This window comes from Stenotrophomonas sp. Steno-Z4 (assembly GCF_056393145.1).
This window is the reverse complement of the sequence record NZ_JBWJPC010000004.1, coordinates 162,814-178,856: the sequence shown is the minus strand read 5'-3', so window position 1 is coordinate 178,856 and position 16,043 is coordinate 162,814. Positions and strand designations below refer to the sequence as shown.

The 16,043-nt window shown below is 66.2% G+C and carries 10 protein-coding genes; 2 read left to right on the top strand and 8 right to left on the bottom strand.

Going from position 1 to position 16,043, the window contains the following annotated elements; genetic code table 11:
- The first annotated feature begins 95 nt into the window (after positions 1 to 95).
- Together AC06E7_RS11595 and AC06E7_RS11590 are read left to right on the top strand one after the other, a co-directional pair.
- Positions 96 to 2,033 (top strand): hypothetical protein, encoded by a 1,938-nt coding sequence (locus AC06E7_RS11595; RefSeq protein ID WP_478064801.1) that lies wholly within the window; start codon positions 96 to 98, stop codon positions 2,031 to 2,033.
- A 349-nt stretch (positions 2,034 to 2,382) separates the two neighbouring features.
- On the top strand, positions 2,383 to 6,207 hold the full coding sequence (locus tag AC06E7_RS11590) for a M48 family metallopeptidase (RefSeq protein ID WP_478064800.1): 3,825 nt from the start codon (positions 2,383 to 2,385) through the stop codon (positions 6,205 to 6,207).
- 58 nt (positions 6,208 to 6,265) lie between these two features.
- Here AC06E7_RS11590 and AC06E7_RS11585 read toward each other — a convergent pair whose 3' ends face one another.
- From AC06E7_RS11585 to AC06E7_RS11550, 8 genes are all read right to left on the bottom strand, one after another.
- The gene (locus AC06E7_RS11585; protein WP_478064799.1) at positions 6,266 to 7,249 is read right to left on the bottom strand and encodes a sialidase family protein; all 984 of its coding nucleotides are present in this window, start codon (positions 7,247 to 7,249) and stop codon (positions 6,266 to 6,268) included.
- 71 nt (positions 7,250 to 7,320) lie between these two features.
- Positions 7,321 to 8,880: a sodium/sugar symporter gene (locus tag AC06E7_RS11580; protein ID WP_478064798.1), complete on the bottom strand. Its 1,560-nt coding sequence runs from the start codon at positions 8,878 to 8,880 to the stop codon at positions 7,321 to 7,323.
- Positions 8,877 to 9,872, bottom strand: a complete 996-nt coding sequence (locus AC06E7_RS11575) for an SMP-30/gluconolactonase/LRE family protein (protein ID WP_478064797.1) — start codon at positions 9,870 to 9,872, stop codon at positions 8,877 to 8,879. Before AC06E7_RS11575 ends, AC06E7_RS11580 begins: the two co-directional genes overlap by 4 nt.
- Complete coding sequence (locus AC06E7_RS11570; RefSeq protein WP_478064796.1) at positions 9,869 to 10,624, bottom strand: SDR family NAD(P)-dependent oxidoreductase; 756 nt, start codon at positions 10,622 to 10,624, stop codon at positions 9,869 to 9,871. Before AC06E7_RS11570 ends, AC06E7_RS11575 begins: the two co-directional genes overlap by 4 nt.
- Before the next feature lie 5 nt (positions 10,625 to 10,629).
- Positions 10,630 to 11,778, bottom strand: a complete 1,149-nt coding sequence (gene dgoD, locus AC06E7_RS11565) for a galactonate dehydratase (protein WP_093536565.1) — start codon at positions 11,776 to 11,778, stop codon at positions 10,630 to 10,632.
- The gene (locus AC06E7_RS11560) at positions 11,775 to 12,410 is read right to left on the bottom strand and encodes a 2-dehydro-3-deoxy-6-phosphogalactonate aldolase (protein ID WP_478064795.1); all 636 of its coding nucleotides are present in this window, start codon (positions 12,408 to 12,410) and stop codon (positions 11,775 to 11,777) included. Before AC06E7_RS11560 ends, dgoD begins: the two co-directional genes overlap by 4 nt.
- A gap of 10 nt (positions 12,411 to 12,420) precedes the next feature.
- Positions 12,421 to 13,137, bottom strand: coding sequence for a FadR/GntR family transcriptional regulator (locus tag AC06E7_RS11555; protein WP_095364124.1), 717 nt, complete (start codon positions 13,135 to 13,137; stop codon positions 12,421 to 12,423).
- Positions 13,138 to 13,239: 102 nt separating this feature from the next.
- Complete coding sequence (locus AC06E7_RS11550; protein WP_478064794.1) at positions 13,240 to 15,975, bottom strand: TonB-dependent receptor; 2,736 nt, start codon at positions 15,973 to 15,975, stop codon at positions 13,240 to 13,242.
- Positions 15,976 to 16,043: the final 68 nt, after the last annotated feature.

Sequence of the window (16,043 nt, the reverse complement as noted above, 5' to 3'; positions counted from 1 at the left end):
TTGGGCTGAAACGGAACAAGTGACAGCTGTCAGCCATCGGGGAGTACAGGTTGGCGGCTACCATAGGCGCCTTCCAGTACGCTCAAGATGGACGGATGACAAAGCACGACACGGACGCCACGGATCCACTCGATGCCACTGGCATCGGCCCCACCAGACGCATCCAGAGCATTGCCCAGCCGGCGTTCCTGGCACTCGCTCTGGGCATCGCGCCGGCATGGGCCGAGGCGCCCCAGACATTCGTCCTGCAGGCCAGCGGGTTCGAAAGCGGCTTGGTCGCCAACGATCAGGGCCGCCTTATCCAAGAGTGGCCAGGGCGGCCGCAGCAGATCGCCCCAGATCGCTGGCTCGTCGTGGATTTCGAGAGAAGCAGCAGCGTGTGGTTCGACGACGCTGGCCGGGTCTCCTTGAAGGGCCCGTATGTTGAGCTCCGGTCCGATGCGGCATTCGATCGTCACCCGGACGATCCGGATCCAACCCCACTGTTCAGCACATGGTCCAGGGCAGGGACCGCCCTGTTGCGCGCCGATGGAAGCACCTTCGTCGACTGGCAGCCCGGCAGCGGCGAGTGGGCCATCACGGCGCACCCGCAACGCTACAGCTGGCGCTCGCGGGAAGCGGGCGAGCGCATCTTCGATGCACGTGGGCAGCTGCGCATGCAGCTGGCCAAGGGTGAACTCCGGGCTGCCGGTCCGTTCCCGGAACGCACTCAATATCTGGTCTGCGACCTCAACCCGGGCACACCCTGCGCGCTGCGCGATGAGGCAGGAAAGACGCTGTGGACCGAGCACATCGACAACCTGATTCCGCTCAACAACGGCGGCTGGCTGGGACTGCAGGGCAGGGCATGGCGCCGGCTGGATGCGGGCGGCCAACTGACCGGAGATCGCGCGCTCATCTACGTGGTGGGCTACTCATCGGCGCGGTCGCGTAGCCCCGCCTCTGAAGACGTGGGCACCTGGCCGCGCTGGGCAACCGAATACCATGTCATCCGCGAAGACGCAGAAGGCATTTTCGCGAACGAAGCCGACGCCGTGGGCGGTCTCATGTACCCGGATGGACGCTTTCTCGCGATCGCAGGGGCGACTTCCGGCGAGGAGGTCTGCCCAGGCATATGGCGCGCGCGCATGGGCGACGCCGGTGACAAGTTGGTTGATGCGAATGGCCAGATTCTGGGGCCATTCAACGCCTACGCGTGGAAGGAGGTTGAGGGGCGTCCCGAGCTTCGCCAGGCAGTAGCGGAAGACGGGCAGGAAACCTTGGTGGACTGCAGGGGAAAGCTACTGGTCCAGACACCGCCGCTTAGCCAACTTAGCGCAGAGGCCACAGGCTTTTTCGGCACGCTGGACGGCGAATCCCAGCCCCGGCTGTGGCTCGACGCCGCGCTTGGCCAGCACCTGCTGCCCAACGGCACCTGGATCGACCAGGTCAGTGCTGATGGGGCATTGCTCCTCGTACGCAGCGACGCGGAGGGGTCCCGCATGTATCACGTAAAGCAAGGCCGCTTCGTGGGCGGCACCATCGAATCTGCACATGCGCTGCTGCCGGGCGGCGTCGTGGTCCTGCGCGATGGCTACTACGGATTCATGGATGCTGATGGGGTCGAGCGGCTGCCGGCACGCTACACCGCGATCACCCCTTGGGGCGAAGATCGCTTGTGGACGTCGCGCTACCTCGACAATGACGCGCCGGGCAGGATCACGACCCTGCATCGCATGGACGGCCCGGTCGTCGCCAGCTGGCTCAATGCCTCGATGAACGACAGCCCCATCCTCCGAAGCCTACCCAATCAAGGATCGCTTACGGAGCTGATAGGCCCAACCTTCGAAAGGGCGGACGGGGAGTACCTCGGTCAACAATGGGTAGACCGCAACGGCCGTACCCTGTTCCTGTCACTCCACTGCCAACGCGGCTCAAGGGAGATCGATGGCGGTGTGATTGAACCACTCACAGGGTCAGCGCGACGCCAGGGCACTGATTGCACGATCCCGGATGACATCCGGGCTGCAATGAGGCCGACCGCCAACGATTGACCAACGGAATGACAGGGAACTCGATGGAATCGCGCTTCCCCGAAACGTCTGAGACACCGTAGGGTCGGTTCCCAAACGACCGTCGATAACAATAATCGGCATGGTAACGCATGACCCAAAATCGAAGCGCGCTGCCTGCGTTCCAGATAATGCCCTAATGGGTAATCACCACCCCGGCGGTTGATTGGGATGCAACCCTACCGAAGTGCGGTCTGGACCGTTTGCAGCGGCAGATGCACACCCGCCCAATAATGTGCACAATCCCCCCGGGACCGGGCATGACGCCAGGTAAGCTCCGTGCCACGTCCGGGGGGACGGCACGGAGCAGGACAACAGGGGGATATACATAATGGATTCGCTCTATCCGGCGGGGCCTTCGGCCGTGCCCGCGCAGCTCACCGCACCCAGTTCCGCCTACCGCCGCCATGCATGGCTGGCCGTGGCCGGCCTGCTCGGTTTCGCCACTGCCTACTTCGCCCTGATGGGCTGGTTCGGCTGGACCGCCTACCGCGTATTCCGCACCCTGCTGGCAGGGGAGGGCGGCAACACCCTGCTCAACATCATCGTCGGCACCTTCGCGCTGTTCCTGGCCGTCTTCATGGCCAAGGGGCTGGTGTTCCTCAAGCGTGGGCAGGCTTCCAGGGAGCTGGAGCTCAAGCAGGCCGAGCAGCCCGAGCTGTTCGCCTTCCTGCACCGCCTGGCTGACGAAGCCGGCGCGCCGCGCCCCAAGCGGGTCTACCTGTCGGCGCGGGTCAATGCCAGCGTCTTCTACGACCTGTCGCTGTTCAACCTGCTGTTTCCCTCGCGCAAGAACCTGGACATCGGCCTGCCGCTGATCAACGCACTAAACCTGGGCGAGTTCAAGGCCGTACTGGCCCACGAATTCGGCCACTTCGCGCAGCGCACCATGGCCGTCGGCCGTTGGGTGTACGTGGCCCACCAGATCGCCAGCCAGCTGGTCGCGCGGCGCGACGCGCTGGACAGCCTCCTGGCCGGACTCTCGCGCATGGACTTCCGTATCGCCTGGGTTGGCTGGACCCTGTCGATCATTGTCTGGGCCATCCGTTCGCTGGTGGATACCGCCTTCAGCGTGGTCGCCCTGTCCGAGCGCGCCTTGTCGCGTGAGATGGAATACCAGGCCGACCTGGTGGCCGCCTCGCTGGCTGGCAGCCATGCCCTGGTGCACGCTTTGCATCGCCTGGGCGCGGCCGACGATGCCTGGGACAGGACGCTCGCCTTTGCCTCGCATGAGTTCGAAGCCGGCCATGCGGTAGCTGACCTGTTCGCTGTGCAGACGCGCATGCTCGCCAACCTGCGGCGAGTATCGCCCGACCCCCTGTATGCCGAGCCACCGCAACTGCCCGAGCGTGAGCGCGAGCTGCATCGCGTGTTCCGCAACGCCATGGTGCGCGTGCCGCAGATGTGGTCCACGCACCCGGCCAATGCCGATCGCGAGAACAACCTCAAGCGCCGCTATGTGGAAGCGGCCATTGACGAGCGGCCGGCCATCCTGCTGTTCCGTGACGCAGACGCGCTGAAGCACCAGCTGTCCCGCAGCATGCTGCGCGAAACGCCCGAGGCGTTCGCGGACGGTGAGGAGTCACTGCGCCGCCTCGACGCCGAGTTCGACATCCGTTCCATGCAGCAGCGCTACCAAGGCACTTACCTGCGCCGCTCCTTCGTACGCAGTGTCGCCACGCCGGCCGAGCTGTTCCTGCCTGCACTCACGTCGCTGGACGACGAGCAGCTGCGCGAGCGTATCGCCGCCCTGTACGCGCCGGCCCATGGCACCGCTTTGCAGCAGCTTCGGGCGCTGGAGGAAGAGCGCGCCACCCTGGACGCCGCCCGCGCCGGGCACCTGCGCGCGTCCGGCAAGTGCGTGCATTGGCGTGACCAGGTGCTGGACGTCAAGCGCCTCGGCCCGGCCATCGCCACCCTGGATGCGGAAATCGCACCCCTGCGGCAGGCCGTGTTCCAGCACGACCAGGAATGCCGCAGCCTGCATCGGTTGGCCGCCCGGCGGTACGGGGACGGGTGGGAGGCGCTGCTGGAAGCGCAGGTCGCCGTGTTGCACTTCTGCGAACACACCGAGGCCGACCTGCGCGACACGTACGCGGTCTTCGTCAACGTGCTGCACGTGGTGACGGCCGACAAGCGCGTTTCCGAGAGCGAGCTGCGCCGTCTGATCAGTGCCGCCGGCAGGGTGCAGCAGGCGCTGGTTTTCATCTACGACAGCGCCCGTAACTGCGTCGTTGACGAAACGGTGATCGAGCACCGTGGCACACCGCTGGCGCAGGCGCTGGGAGACCTGCGCCTGACCGCCCCTGCACAGGCCAACATCGACAGCTGGATCCAGCATTCAGGCGGCTGGGTCAACCTGACCTGCGGTGCGCTCTCGCAGCTTCGCGCTGCGACGCTCGAGGCCCTGCTGGCAAACGAGGACGCCGTCGCAGCGCGACTGGGGTCGGGCGAAGTGGCGCCCGCCGCGCCAACGCCCTCGCAGGTACCCAGGGGCTATCCGCTGCTGCTTCCTGGCCAGGAGCGCAAGCTGCAGACCCAGCTCGGCTGGTGGGATCGATTCCAGACCGCCGACGGCTGGGTCGCCAGCACCATGCGCGCCACTGCGGCGGCGGCGATCGTCGTGGGCGTGTTGCTGTTCGGCATGCACACCGGTGCCGCAACCGTCTCGATGTACAACGGGCTGGCGATTCCAGTGCGGGTCACCATCGACGGCAACACCGTCGCTCTGGAGCCGCTGCAGAGCGGCAGCATCGACGTGGAGCCCGGTTCCGCGCACAGGGTGGCCGCCCACACCGCAGACGGGGAGCTGATCGAGTCCTTCGACACTGAACGCATGACCGGTCGCTCCCACTTCACCTACAACGTCGCCGGTGCAGCGCCGCTGGTCCAGTGGACGGCCGAATATGGCGGCGCAAAGGGCGACCCGGAACGCATGCTGGGTACGCAGCGCTGGTCAGCCACCGATGCCGACTTCGTACTGGAGGAACCGCCCAGTACCATCCAGACCCAGAGCTACGAGAATGGCAGCACGCGCTCGGTAGTGTCGGCGATGGGCGACCGCGCGCCGCGCCGGCAGATCGAGATGGTGGGCGACGACGAACAGATGAAGGCCATGATTCTGGCACATGCGCGCTGGGATGCGCCGAACACGCGGAATCTGACCACATGGCTCGGCATGGCGGCGCACGGCCCGGACTCCCTGCCAGGCCTCATCGAAGAGCGGCTGAAGCGCTACCCCGAAGACGTTGCAGCGCTGCGACTGGAGCAGGACCTGCATATCGGCCAGGACCTTGGCGCGGCGTGCGAACGCCAGAAGCAGATGGCGGCGAGCAAGCCCGAATCGTCGTCGCTGGCCTATCTTGTCGTGCGTTGCATGGCTGATGGCCCGGAACAGGACGAGGCCTTCCTTGCCGGACAACGCCGCTGGCCGCAGGAGCCCTGGTTCGCCCATGCTGCCGGCTACGTGCTCGCTGGACGCAGCGACTGGGCGGGTGCCAGCGAAGCCTGGTCGAGGGCGGCGACCGCGCCGGCGACGTCGGAGTACGCGGCGCTGGAACTGGCACGCGTCAAGCGCATGCTGGGCGCCAGCAATGCGGAGATCAGGGCGCTGGCTGGCCAGTCGTCACTGCTGACCAACATGCTGGCCATCGACAGCGAGGAAGCCGTGTCTTCACCCTACGCAGCCTATCTGATGCTCGGCGAGGCCCAGTACGAAGTGGCACTGAAGCTGGCACAGCCATACGCCGACATGCTGCCGCGCATGATTCGCATGGTCGCCGCTTCCGACGGCGCGTCGAGCGAGTACGCCGATCAGGCACTGGCGATGACGGCAGACCAGGGGATCGACCCGGATTCGGTATGGGCCACATGGGCGCTGGCGCTGCGGCACGGCCGCGACGAGGCAACCTGGCGCAAGGCGGTGCTGCTGTCTACCGATCCCGAGGAAGCGGCACGCATGGTTGCATTCGTCTACGCCGTGCGCGCCAATGCGAGCGTGCAGCAAGCCGAGGAAGTGCTGGGTCGGGTCAGCCCGATCAATCGTGGCTATGCGTATACGGTTGCGGCCGTGGTACGCGGCAAGTCGTGCCCAGCGGTTTGGCGCGAGGGGGCCAAGCGGTTGCTGTTTGGCAGCGAGCGCCCGCACCTGATCTGAGGTACTTGGCACGGCGAGAGCGCGTCTCGCCGTGCCAAAGCGACCAAGGGCGATCCGCTCAGCGTTGATTGGCGCCTTGGCCATACGCACCAAAGCGTATCTGGACACTGCCATCGACCACATTGACCACGCCGATTTCGTTGGGCCCAAACTCCACGACGGCCGGCCAGGAGTGGCGGAAGCCGAGCGGCCACGCGGGCGGCTTGACGGTGGTCCACGTGTTGCCGCCGTCCTCGCTTGCGCTCACCTCGTTGAAGCAGGACGTCGCGAACATCGTGCCGCTGCGGGTAGTCATCACGTGGGGCCCGCAGCGCTGGTCCGCCATCGGCGTGCCCAGCCCCTCGGGCCAGGTGCGTCCATCCGGCGAGGTCTTGTAGGAGACAGGACACTGCGGATCCTCGCCGCACGTTTCCAGCACCATCAGGAAGCCGCCATCCGGGCGCCGCGCCATCACCGGCATGCCCGGGCGCAGCTTCCCCCCACCGGGTTGGCTGGCGATGGTCACCGCAGGGCTCCACGTCTGGCCCCCGTCGCTGGAAAGCTGCTGCGATACCACCTGGTTGAAGGAAGGCGTCTCGTCGGCCCGGGTTTCATCGGCGTACACCACCGACAACGTGCCATCATCCAGACGGGTGAACACCGGCTCCCACATGCCGCGGTCCTTGCGCCCGGCCGGCTTTTCGTTACGCGTGATGGTGCTCAGGAAGCGCCAGTTCGCCCCCTGGTCGTCACTGGCATACACGTTCAGCCGGTAGGACACCCCATCGATGAGAGAGCGCATCGCCAGCAGCACGCGCCCATCGGGCAGGACGAACAGTTCGCCGTTGTCGAGTTTGCGCTTGGGCTCTGCCACGCGCGACAACGGCGCCCAGGTCCGGGCGTTGTCGCTGCTCATCGACAACTGCAACGTGGTGGTGTCGCCGCCGGGATAGCGCGTGGTCACCGCCAGCCAGCGGCCGTCTGGCAGGCGTGCCAACCGGCCCCAGCCGGCCTTGGCCGCATCCACGGTGGCGGTGCCCGTCCAGGTGACGTCAGTGGCCATGGCGGGAGCCGCAGTGGCGAGCAGGAGCGCCAGCGTAACCGCACGGAGGGAAAGGGTCGGCTGCATGGTCATCACCAGTAGGTTGCGTACAGAGCCACCAGGATCGCCACCACGGCCAGCGAAGCCGCGTTGAACGACGGTGCGGTGGCATACACCACATCATCGGTACGGATGCGGTCACGGTCTCCGGTGGCACGGGTGGCCAGCGAGATCCCCACCGCCAGCGCCAACGTCGCCAGGAAGACCACCCCCATCCGGTCCATGAACGGCAACGACGGCCACAGCAGCTTGAACGCCAGCGAGAGCACGAACGAGCCCACTGCTGCGGCCAGCGCACCGGCTTCATTGGAGCGCTTCCAGAACAGGCCCAGCAGGAAGATCACCACGATGCCCGGAGTGAAGAAGCCGGTGAACTCCTGGATGTACTGGAAGCCCTGGTCGAATCCACCCAGCAGCGGGCGGGCGGTCAGCACCGCCACGATGATGGCCACCGACGCCGCGATCCGGCCCACGCGGACCAGCCGGGCCTGCGATGCATCGGGCGCGCGCTTGGCGTAGAAATCCAGGGTGAAGATGGTCGCCACCGAATTGATCTTCGAGGCCAGCGACGCCACGATCGCCGCCACCAGCGCCGCGAACACCAGCCCCAGGATGCCGCTGGGCAGCAGTGCCAGCATGGTCGGGTAGGCCGCATCCGGCCGCTCCAGGCCCGGCGCCAGCATCACCGCGGCAATGCCGGGCAGCACCACGATGGCCGGAATCAACAGCTTCAGGAACGCGGCAAACACCACGCCCTTCTGCGCCTCGCGCAGGTTCTTCGCGGCCAGCGCCCGCTGGATGATGTACTGGTTGAATCCCCAGTAGCTGAGGTTGGCGATCCACATGCCGCCCAGCAGCACCGACAGGCCCGGCAGGTCCTTGTAGAACGGGTTGTCCTTGCTGAGGATCATCTCGAACCGCTCCGGATGCTGCTGCCAGAGCTGCATGAAGCCATCGCTGACGCTGCCGTCGCCGATTTTGCTCAGGGTGATCACGGTGACCAGCAGGCCACCCAGCACCAGCAGGCACACCTGCACGATATCGGTCAGCGCTACCGCCTTCAGGCCGCCGTACAGCTGGTAGGCCAGCGCGAAGGCGCCCAGCAGCACCAGCGCCACATCCTGGTTCAGCCCGGCCACGCCGGCAATGGCGATCGAACCCAGCCACAGGATCGAGGTGAGGTTGACGAACACGTACAGGCCCAGCCAGAACACCGCCATGACCGTGCGGATCCGGTTGCCATAGCGCTCCTGCAGGAATTGCGGCATGGTGGTGATGCCGTTGCGCAGGAAGATGGGCAGGAACCACTTGCCCACGATCAGCAGCGTGATCGCCGCCATCCACTCATACGACGCGATGGCCAGGCCGATGGCATAGCCGGAGCCGGACATGCCGATGATCTGTTCGGCCGAAATGTTGGCCGCGATCAGCGATGCGCCGATGGCCCACCACGGCAGGCTGCGGCTGGCCAGGAAGTAATCCTGCGCCGATTTCTGCTGGCCGGCTTTCTCGCGCGACACCCACTGCGCAAGAATGAAAATGCCCGCCAGGTAGGCCAGCACGATGCTGATATCAAGGGTGGAAAGGCTCATGGAATCTCCGCGGAAGTCCCACGCGGTGCGCGGGGCGGCAAGCTGTTGGGGTCGCCGGCGAACCGGGCTTCGGGTAGGCCGGCGAACCCGGCGTCATCGAGGGAAAGCAGGTGGCCTGCAAGCGGGTCTTGTGCACGGGCCGCGGCATCCATGCCGTCATGCGCGCTGGTGATGAACAGCGTGCGGTAGGCAGGGCCGCCGAACGCAGGGCGGGTGGGCTGGCTGACCGGCGTGGCAATGGCGCGGTCCTCGGTGCCGTCCGGCAGGTAACGCACCACCCGGGCATCGCCCCAGCGGGCGTTCCAGAGGCCGCCGTCCGCGTCGACCGCGCTGCCGTCGGGCTCGCCGGGTTCGGCCTGCAGGTCAACGAACAATTGCGCAGGCCCGAGCGTGTCGCCGTAGTCGCAGCGCAGGATCTGCTTCTGCAGCGAGTCACAGAAGTACATCGTGTCGCCGGCAGGGCTGAAGGCGATGCTGTTGGAAATGGCGACGGTGGGTAACGGCAGGATTTCCAGCGTCAGATCTGCGTTGAGGCGCAGGAAGGGCGCTACTGCCTGTTTGGGCCCCTCGGCAGGTTCATGCAGCAGGCCAAATACAAATCGCCCTTGGCGGTCGCATGCGCCATCGTTTCCCCGCAACTCCGGTAGCGCCGGCCGTTGGCCGGCTCCGCGAGCTGCCGGAGACCCTGAGGGCCGGCCAACGGCCGGCGCTACCGTGTCTGCGAGGTCGCGGAATTCGTTGCGTTCGGGATGGAAGAACGCCAGCCGGGAAGCCAGCGCCAACAACAGCCAGCCATCGGCCTCGCACAGCGCCATCGCGGCCAACCGCTCCGGCATCGGCCAGCGCGCAATCGCGCCATCCTGCGGGCGGTAACGCCACAGCTGCGATTGCTGGATGTCGGTCCAGTACACCACCTGCTCGCGGTCGCACCACAGCACGCCTTCGCCCAGTGTATTGCCCGCCGGAACCGCCACGCGTACCGGGCCGGTCACACCCAGCCCCCGTCCACGATGAAGTCCTGGCCGGTGCACATGCGGCTGTCATCGGCGGCCAGGAACAGCGCCGCGCGGGCCAGGTCGTCCGCACGCAGGTAGCCCGGCAGGCATTGCGACCGCCGCAGCTGCGCCTCGCCCTCGGCATCCAGCCACAGCCGCTGCTGCTTCTCGGTCATCACCCAGCCGGGCACCAGCGCATTGATGCGGATCCGGTCGTGGCCTAGTTCGCGGGCCAGCCCGTTGACCAGCCCATGCACTGCGGATTTGGCCATGGCATACAACGGGTAGCCGCTGTTCTTGATCATCCAGCCGGTGGAGCCCAGGCAGATGATCGAGCCGCTGCCCAACGCGCGCATGTCCGGCGCCACGGCCTGGATCGCGAAGTACTGGTGGCGAAGGTTCACCGCCACGCTGCGTTCGAAATCGAGCACGCCGGTATCTGCCAGCGCGTGGCGCGCATCGTTGGCCGCGTTGTTGACCAGCACCGAGAACGGTCCGACCACTTCACGTGCTTCAACGATGGTCGCCTGGAAGGCGGCGATGTCGGTGATGTCGCAGCGCAGATAGCGCGGCAACGGTTCAACGTCGTGCAGGCTGTCCAGCAATGCCTGCGCACCACTGTCGTCGATGTCCAGGAACACCACCTTCGCACCTTGCCGGGCGAAGTGCTCAACGAAGGCGGCGCCGATACCGGTAGCGCCACCGGTGATCAGCACCGCACGACCTTCCAGACTGGGGTAACGGGTCATCGGCATCACCACTCGGCCACGCTGCCATCGGCATGGCGCCAGATGGGGTTGCGCCAGCGGTGTCCTTCGGCAGCGCGTTCGTCCACGTAGGCCTGGTTGATCTCGATGCCCAGCCCGGGACCATCCGGAATCCTGACGAAGCCTTCCTTGTAGTCGAACGGCGATCGGTCCACCAGGTAGTCGAGCAGGTCGTTGCTGGCGTTGTAGTGGATGCCCAGGCTTTGTTCCTGGATGAAGGCGTTGTAGCAGACCGCATCCAGCTGCAGGTTGGCGGCCAACGCAATCGGGCCCAGCGGGCAGTGCAGGGCGATGGCCACGTCGTAGGCCTCGGCCATGGCCGCGATCTTGCGGGTTTCGGTGATGCCGCCGGAGTGCGAAGGATCGGGCTGCAGGATGTCCACACCGCCTGTCTGCAGGACCCGCTTGAAATCGAACCGGGAATACAGGCGTTCACCCAGCGCGATCGGGGCGGGGGAGAGGGCCGCCAGTTCCGGAATCGCTTCAAGGTGTTCGGACAACACCGGTTCTTCAATGAACATCAACCCGAACGGGGTCAATTCACGCATCAACACCTTCGCCATCGGCTTGTGCACGCGGCCGTGGAAGTCCACGGCCAGGCCGATATCCGGACCCACCGCATCGCGCACCGCCTGCACGTTTTCCAGCACCCGCGTGACCTTGTCGTGGGTGTCCACGATCTGCATTTCTTCGGTGCCATTCATCTTCACCGCCGTAAAACCGCGTGCCACCGCTTCGCTGGCCGCACGTGCGGTATCGGCCGGGCGGTCACCGCCGATCCACGAATACACGCGGATGCGGTCACGTACCGGGCCGCCCAGCAGCGCATGCACGGGCACGCCCAGCGCCTTGCCGTGGATGTCCCACAGTGCCTGGTCGATGCCGGCCAGCGCGCTCATCAGGATCGGGCCGCCACGGTAGAAACCGCCGCGATAGAGCACGTTCCAGTGGTCCTCGATGTGCCGCGGATCCTTGCCGATCAGGTAATCGGAAAGCTCTTCCACTGCGGCGGCCACGGTATGCGCGCGGCCCTCCACGATGGGCTCGCCCCAGCCGACGATGCCTGCGTCGGTCTCGATGCGGACAAACAGCCAGCGCGGGGGCACCAGGTAGGTGGTGATGGCAGTGATCTTCATGCGTGGGGGTCCGTGTTGGTGCTGTTCCAGGCGTCGATGAACGCGCGCGCGCGGCGCGCCACTTCTGCGGGTGGGGTCTTGGGTGCGTACAGGGCCGAACCGATGCCGAACCCGGCCGCGCCCGCGCTGCGGTAGGCCGCCATGCGTTCGGGGGTGATGCCGCCTACGGGCAGCAGCGCGGTGCCGGCGGGCAGCACGCTGGACCAGGCTTTCAACACCTGTGGCGGCAGCTGCTCGGCGGGGAACAGCTTCAATGCATCGGCACCCGCACGCAGTGCGGCGAATGCCTCGGTGGGCGTGGCCACGCCGGGCGTGCAGCGCAGGCCTTTGGCGTGCGCGGCGGCGATGACCTCCACATCCGCGTGCGGCATCACGATGATGCGGCCGCCGGCATTGGCCACCTCATCCACCTGGGCGGTGGTGAGCACGGTGCCCGCGCCGATCAGGCAGCGGTCGCCGAGTTGTTTGGCCAGCAGCGCGATGCTCTCCAGTGGCTGTGGCGAGTTCAGCGGTACTTCCAGGATATGGAATCCGGCATCGGCCAGTGCGGCACCGACGGCGGGGGCCTCCTGCGGGGTGAGCCCGCGCAGGATGGCAACCAAGGGGAGGGGTTGCATCCAGGCGGTGCTCATGCGGAATCCTTCAGCGAGGGGGTTTGCGTGGGGTGCGGATTCCCTTCAGGTTGGCCCGGGAATCGGCAATCATGTCCAGCATGGCCGCGCGCGCCGCGTCCGGCTGCTTCAGCCGGATCGCGTCGTACACGTCGAAATGGCGCGGCAGCGAATACTTGAAGTCCTTGGCGGTCTGCGCCGAGAGCAGGAAGAACGTGCCCAGTGCGGCGTCGATCACCGAGAACAACGAGCCCAGCAGCTCGTTGTTGGTGGCCTCCAGCACACTTTCGTGGAAGCTCAGATCCGCCTTGGCCCACGCGTCCTGGTCGGTCGCGTCGGCCATCGCCTGGTACGCGGCCTTGATCTTCGCAAGCTGCGCGGGCGAACGCCGCTGCGCGGCCGAGGCGGCCGCCGCAGGCTCGATCACTTCGCGCATTTCCACCAGCTTGTCCACGAAGTCCTGGGTGGGCATCAGCGCGCAGCGCCAGGCCAGGATGTCGCTGTCCAGCTGCTTCCAGAACCGCGGTTCGCGCACCCGCGACCCGGTTTTCTGCTTGGTTTCGATCAGCCCCTTGGAGCCGAGCACCTTCAGCCCCTCGCGAAGCGCCGAGCGGCTTACCGACAAGGTCTGCGCCAACAGCTCTTCCTTGGGCAGGTACTCGCCCGGCTTGATCGTGCCGCTGATGATGCGCTGGCCGATCTCCTGGGTGACTTGGTCGTGGAGGTTGCGTACCTCGATCCGTTTCACAGGCGCCCCTTTGGCTTGGTGCTCCGCAGACTGCGGTCACTCCTATTATCCGACAAAAGGGTGGCATAAAGGGGGCGTGCATCGACATGGGGGAGGTCATCATCAGAGCTTGAACCGGAAGCCCATGCCCACGGTCTTGTCCTGGTAGCGGATGTCGCGCGGGCGGGTATCGCCGCTGCCCCAGAACTGGTGCAGGTTGTTGCCCAGCAGGTTGGTGGCCGAGAACACCACCGTGGCACGCGGGGTCACGTCGTAGCTGATCGAGAAGTCCAGCGAGCTGGCCGGTTCCACCTGGTCTTCGGTACCGGCCACGGTGGGCTGGGTGAAGAAGTCGATGTAGCGGCTGCGGTAGCCATAGGCCAGGCGCGCGGACAGGCCGAAGTTCTCGTAGAACAGCACGGCGTTGTAGTTGTTCTTCGACACGTTCTGCAGCGGTCGGGAAATGACCGGGCCGCCGATGAACTCCGGCGATTTCGTGTCGCCGTCGATGTAGGTGTAGTTCAACTGCGCGCCAAGGCCGCCCCACGCACCCGGCAGGAAATCGAAGGTCTGCTGGTAGGCCAGCTCCACGCCCTGCAGGTGGCCGCTGCCGGCGCTCTGCGGGGAGGACAGCTCGTAGTCTTCGCCGGCGATGACCACGTTGGTGATGTAGTTCTGGATGTAGCCGTCGATATCGCGGTAGAACACACCGGCGCTGGCGTAGCCCACCGGCGAGAAGTACCACTCCAGCGACAGGTCGTAGTTGGTCGACTCGATCGGGCTCAGGTCCGGGTTGCCGCTGCTGGCGACGCCGGCACGGTTCACCGTGCCCGGGTTCAAAGAGATCGACGGGTTCAACGCGCCGAAGTCCGGGTAGCTCAACGTCTTGGCCGCCAGCAGGCGCAGCTGCCACTCGTCGTTGAAGTGCAGGTTCATGCTCGCATTGGGCAGGGTGTTGGTGTCCTGCGTGTTGCGGGTGATGGCGCTGTACACCCCGGTGCTGGCATCGAAGGAGAAGGCATTGAGCTCACGCTTGATCTTCTCCGCACGCACGCCCACCAGGCCATCCACGCGCAGGCCGAACACATCGAAATCGTACTTGGCCTGCAGGTAGCCGGCCGACTTGCGTTCTTCGATGTCGAAGAAGCGGCCGGGGTTCTCCGCCGCCAGCCCATCGGGCAGGCCGTAGAAGTTGCGCAGCGCGTCGGCATTGCCGATCAGGTAGTCGTAGCACGGGGTCAGGAAGGACTGGCTGAGCGCCGAATTGCCGCGCTTGCTGCAGAAGAAGCTGCTGGCCGGGAACAGCCCCACCACCTGGTTGTCCGGGTTCGGGTTTGCGGTGATGTTGCCGGTGCCCGCGCCGCCCGGCGGCGGGGTGCTGATTTCCACGCTGCCCTTGGCGCTGGCGGTTCGGTCGGCGTAGCGCAGCCCGAACTGCAGGAAGGCGATGGGGCCATCGAGGAAATCGAACTTGCCATCGCCGCGCCAGCTGTTTTCTTCACCGCGCGATTCGCCCCAGGTCTGGAACAGGCCATTGAGATAGAAGCGCGACGGATCCATGGCCGGGTTGCCGGCCAGGTACCAGTTCTGGTGCTTGCCCGCCGTGCCATCCCACACGGTGGTGATCGGCCCGTTCATGAAGGTATCGATGATGAAGTTCTCATCCCGATAGTAGCCGGAGGTGCGGGTCACTTCGGTGGAGAGGTGCAGCTGGTCGCCGTTCCACTTGAAGCCCAGCGCGTTCTGGATGTCCTGGCCGCGCTGCTTGTGCGCCTGGGTGCTGCTGGCGGCATAGGTATCGCCGGTCCAGGAGCCGCTGGTGGCATCGCAGATGGTCTGCCCGGCCAGCGGGCCTTCCAGCTGGTTGGCGTAGCAGTTGTTGCCCACCTGCAGCCCCGTGGGCGGGACCACCCCGACCGGGAAGCTGAAGAGGAAGGCCTGGTCGTAGTCGTCGCGCACGTAGTCGTACAGCCCTTCGACGTAGACCTCGGTGTTCTCGGTGGGCTTCCACTGCAGCGCATAGTTGAACGAACTGCGCTTGCGGTCGCCGTGGTTGTAGTTGGTGCCCCAGCCGTTCGGCGCGGCGATCAGGTTGCCGTCGTCGGTGCGCATCGGCGTGCCGTCCGGGTTTTCGAGCACCTTCGGGAAATCGCCCCACACGGCATCGTAGGCGTAGCGCTTGCCGATGTAGCCGAAGTTGACCATCGCACCGATCTCACCGGCATCGGTATCCCAGCGGTTGCTCAACAGCAGGCTGGCGTTGGGGTCGATGTCGCCGGTGTACTTGCTGTGCGTGCCGGTCACGGTGCCGGCAATCTCGGCGCCGTCGAAGTCCAGCGGGCGGCGCAGCTGGATGTCCACCAGGCCGGCGATGCCGCCCAGCGGCAGGCTGGCCTCGCTGCTCTTGTACACGTTCAGGCTCTTGATCGCGGTGGCCGGCAGGTTCTGGAAGGCATAGCCGCGGCCGGAGCTGCTGAAGATCTCGCGGCCGTTGAGCGTGCTGATCACGTTGGGCAGGCCGCGGATCACCACGCCGGTTGTTTCACCCTGGTTGCCCTGGGCGATCTGCACACCGGTCACGCGCTGCAGCGCATCGGCCACGCTGTTGTCGGGCAGCTTGCCGATGTCTTCGGCCACCACCGAATCCACCACCATCGCCGCTTCCTGCTTGATCGTCTGTGCGGTCTGCAGGCTCTGGCGCAGGGCGGTCACGGTGACCGTATCGAGATCGACGGCGGTCGGTTGCGCCGCCGGGTCGGGGGTGGCCGCACCGGCATCCTGCGCCTGCGCCAGGGCGGGCAGGGCAAGGGCGGACAGGATGGCCAGGGAAAGCAGGGTGCGGGAAAAATGACGGTTCATGGCGGTATCTCCGGATTCCGGAAAGCGAGCGCGGTGGGTGGCCCGCCATCAGGCGATGGCGGGCGGAT

Coding starts and splice junctions, on each gene's coding strand:
- dgoD (WP_093536565.1), bottom strand. CDS start 11,778: ATGAAGATCACTGCCATCACCACCTACCTGGTGCCCCCGCGCTGGCTG.
- AC06E7_RS11570 (WP_478064796.1), bottom strand. CDS start 10,624: ATGACCCGTTACCCCAGTCTGGAAGGTCGTGCGGTGCTGATCACCGGT.
- AC06E7_RS11560 (WP_478064795.1), bottom strand. CDS start 12,410: ATGAGCACCGCCTGGATGCAACCCCTCCCCTTGGTTGCCATCCTGCGC.
- AC06E7_RS11550 (WP_478064794.1), bottom strand. CDS start 15,975: ATGAACCGTCATTTTTCCCGCACCCTGCTTTCCCTGGCCATCCTGTCC.
- AC06E7_RS11580 (WP_478064798.1), bottom strand. CDS start 8,880: ATGAGCCTTTCCACCCTTGATATCAGCATCGTGCTGGCCTACCTGGCG.
- AC06E7_RS11585 (WP_478064799.1), bottom strand. CDS start 7,249: ATGGCCACTGACGTCACCTGGACGGGCACCGCCACCGTGGATGCGGCC.
- AC06E7_RS11595 (WP_478064801.1), top strand. CDS start 96: ATGACAAAGCACGACACGGACGCCACGGATCCACTCGATGCCACTGGC.
- AC06E7_RS11590 (WP_478064800.1), top strand. CDS start 2,383: ATGGATTCGCTCTATCCGGCGGGGCCTTCGGCCGTGCCCGCGCAGCTC.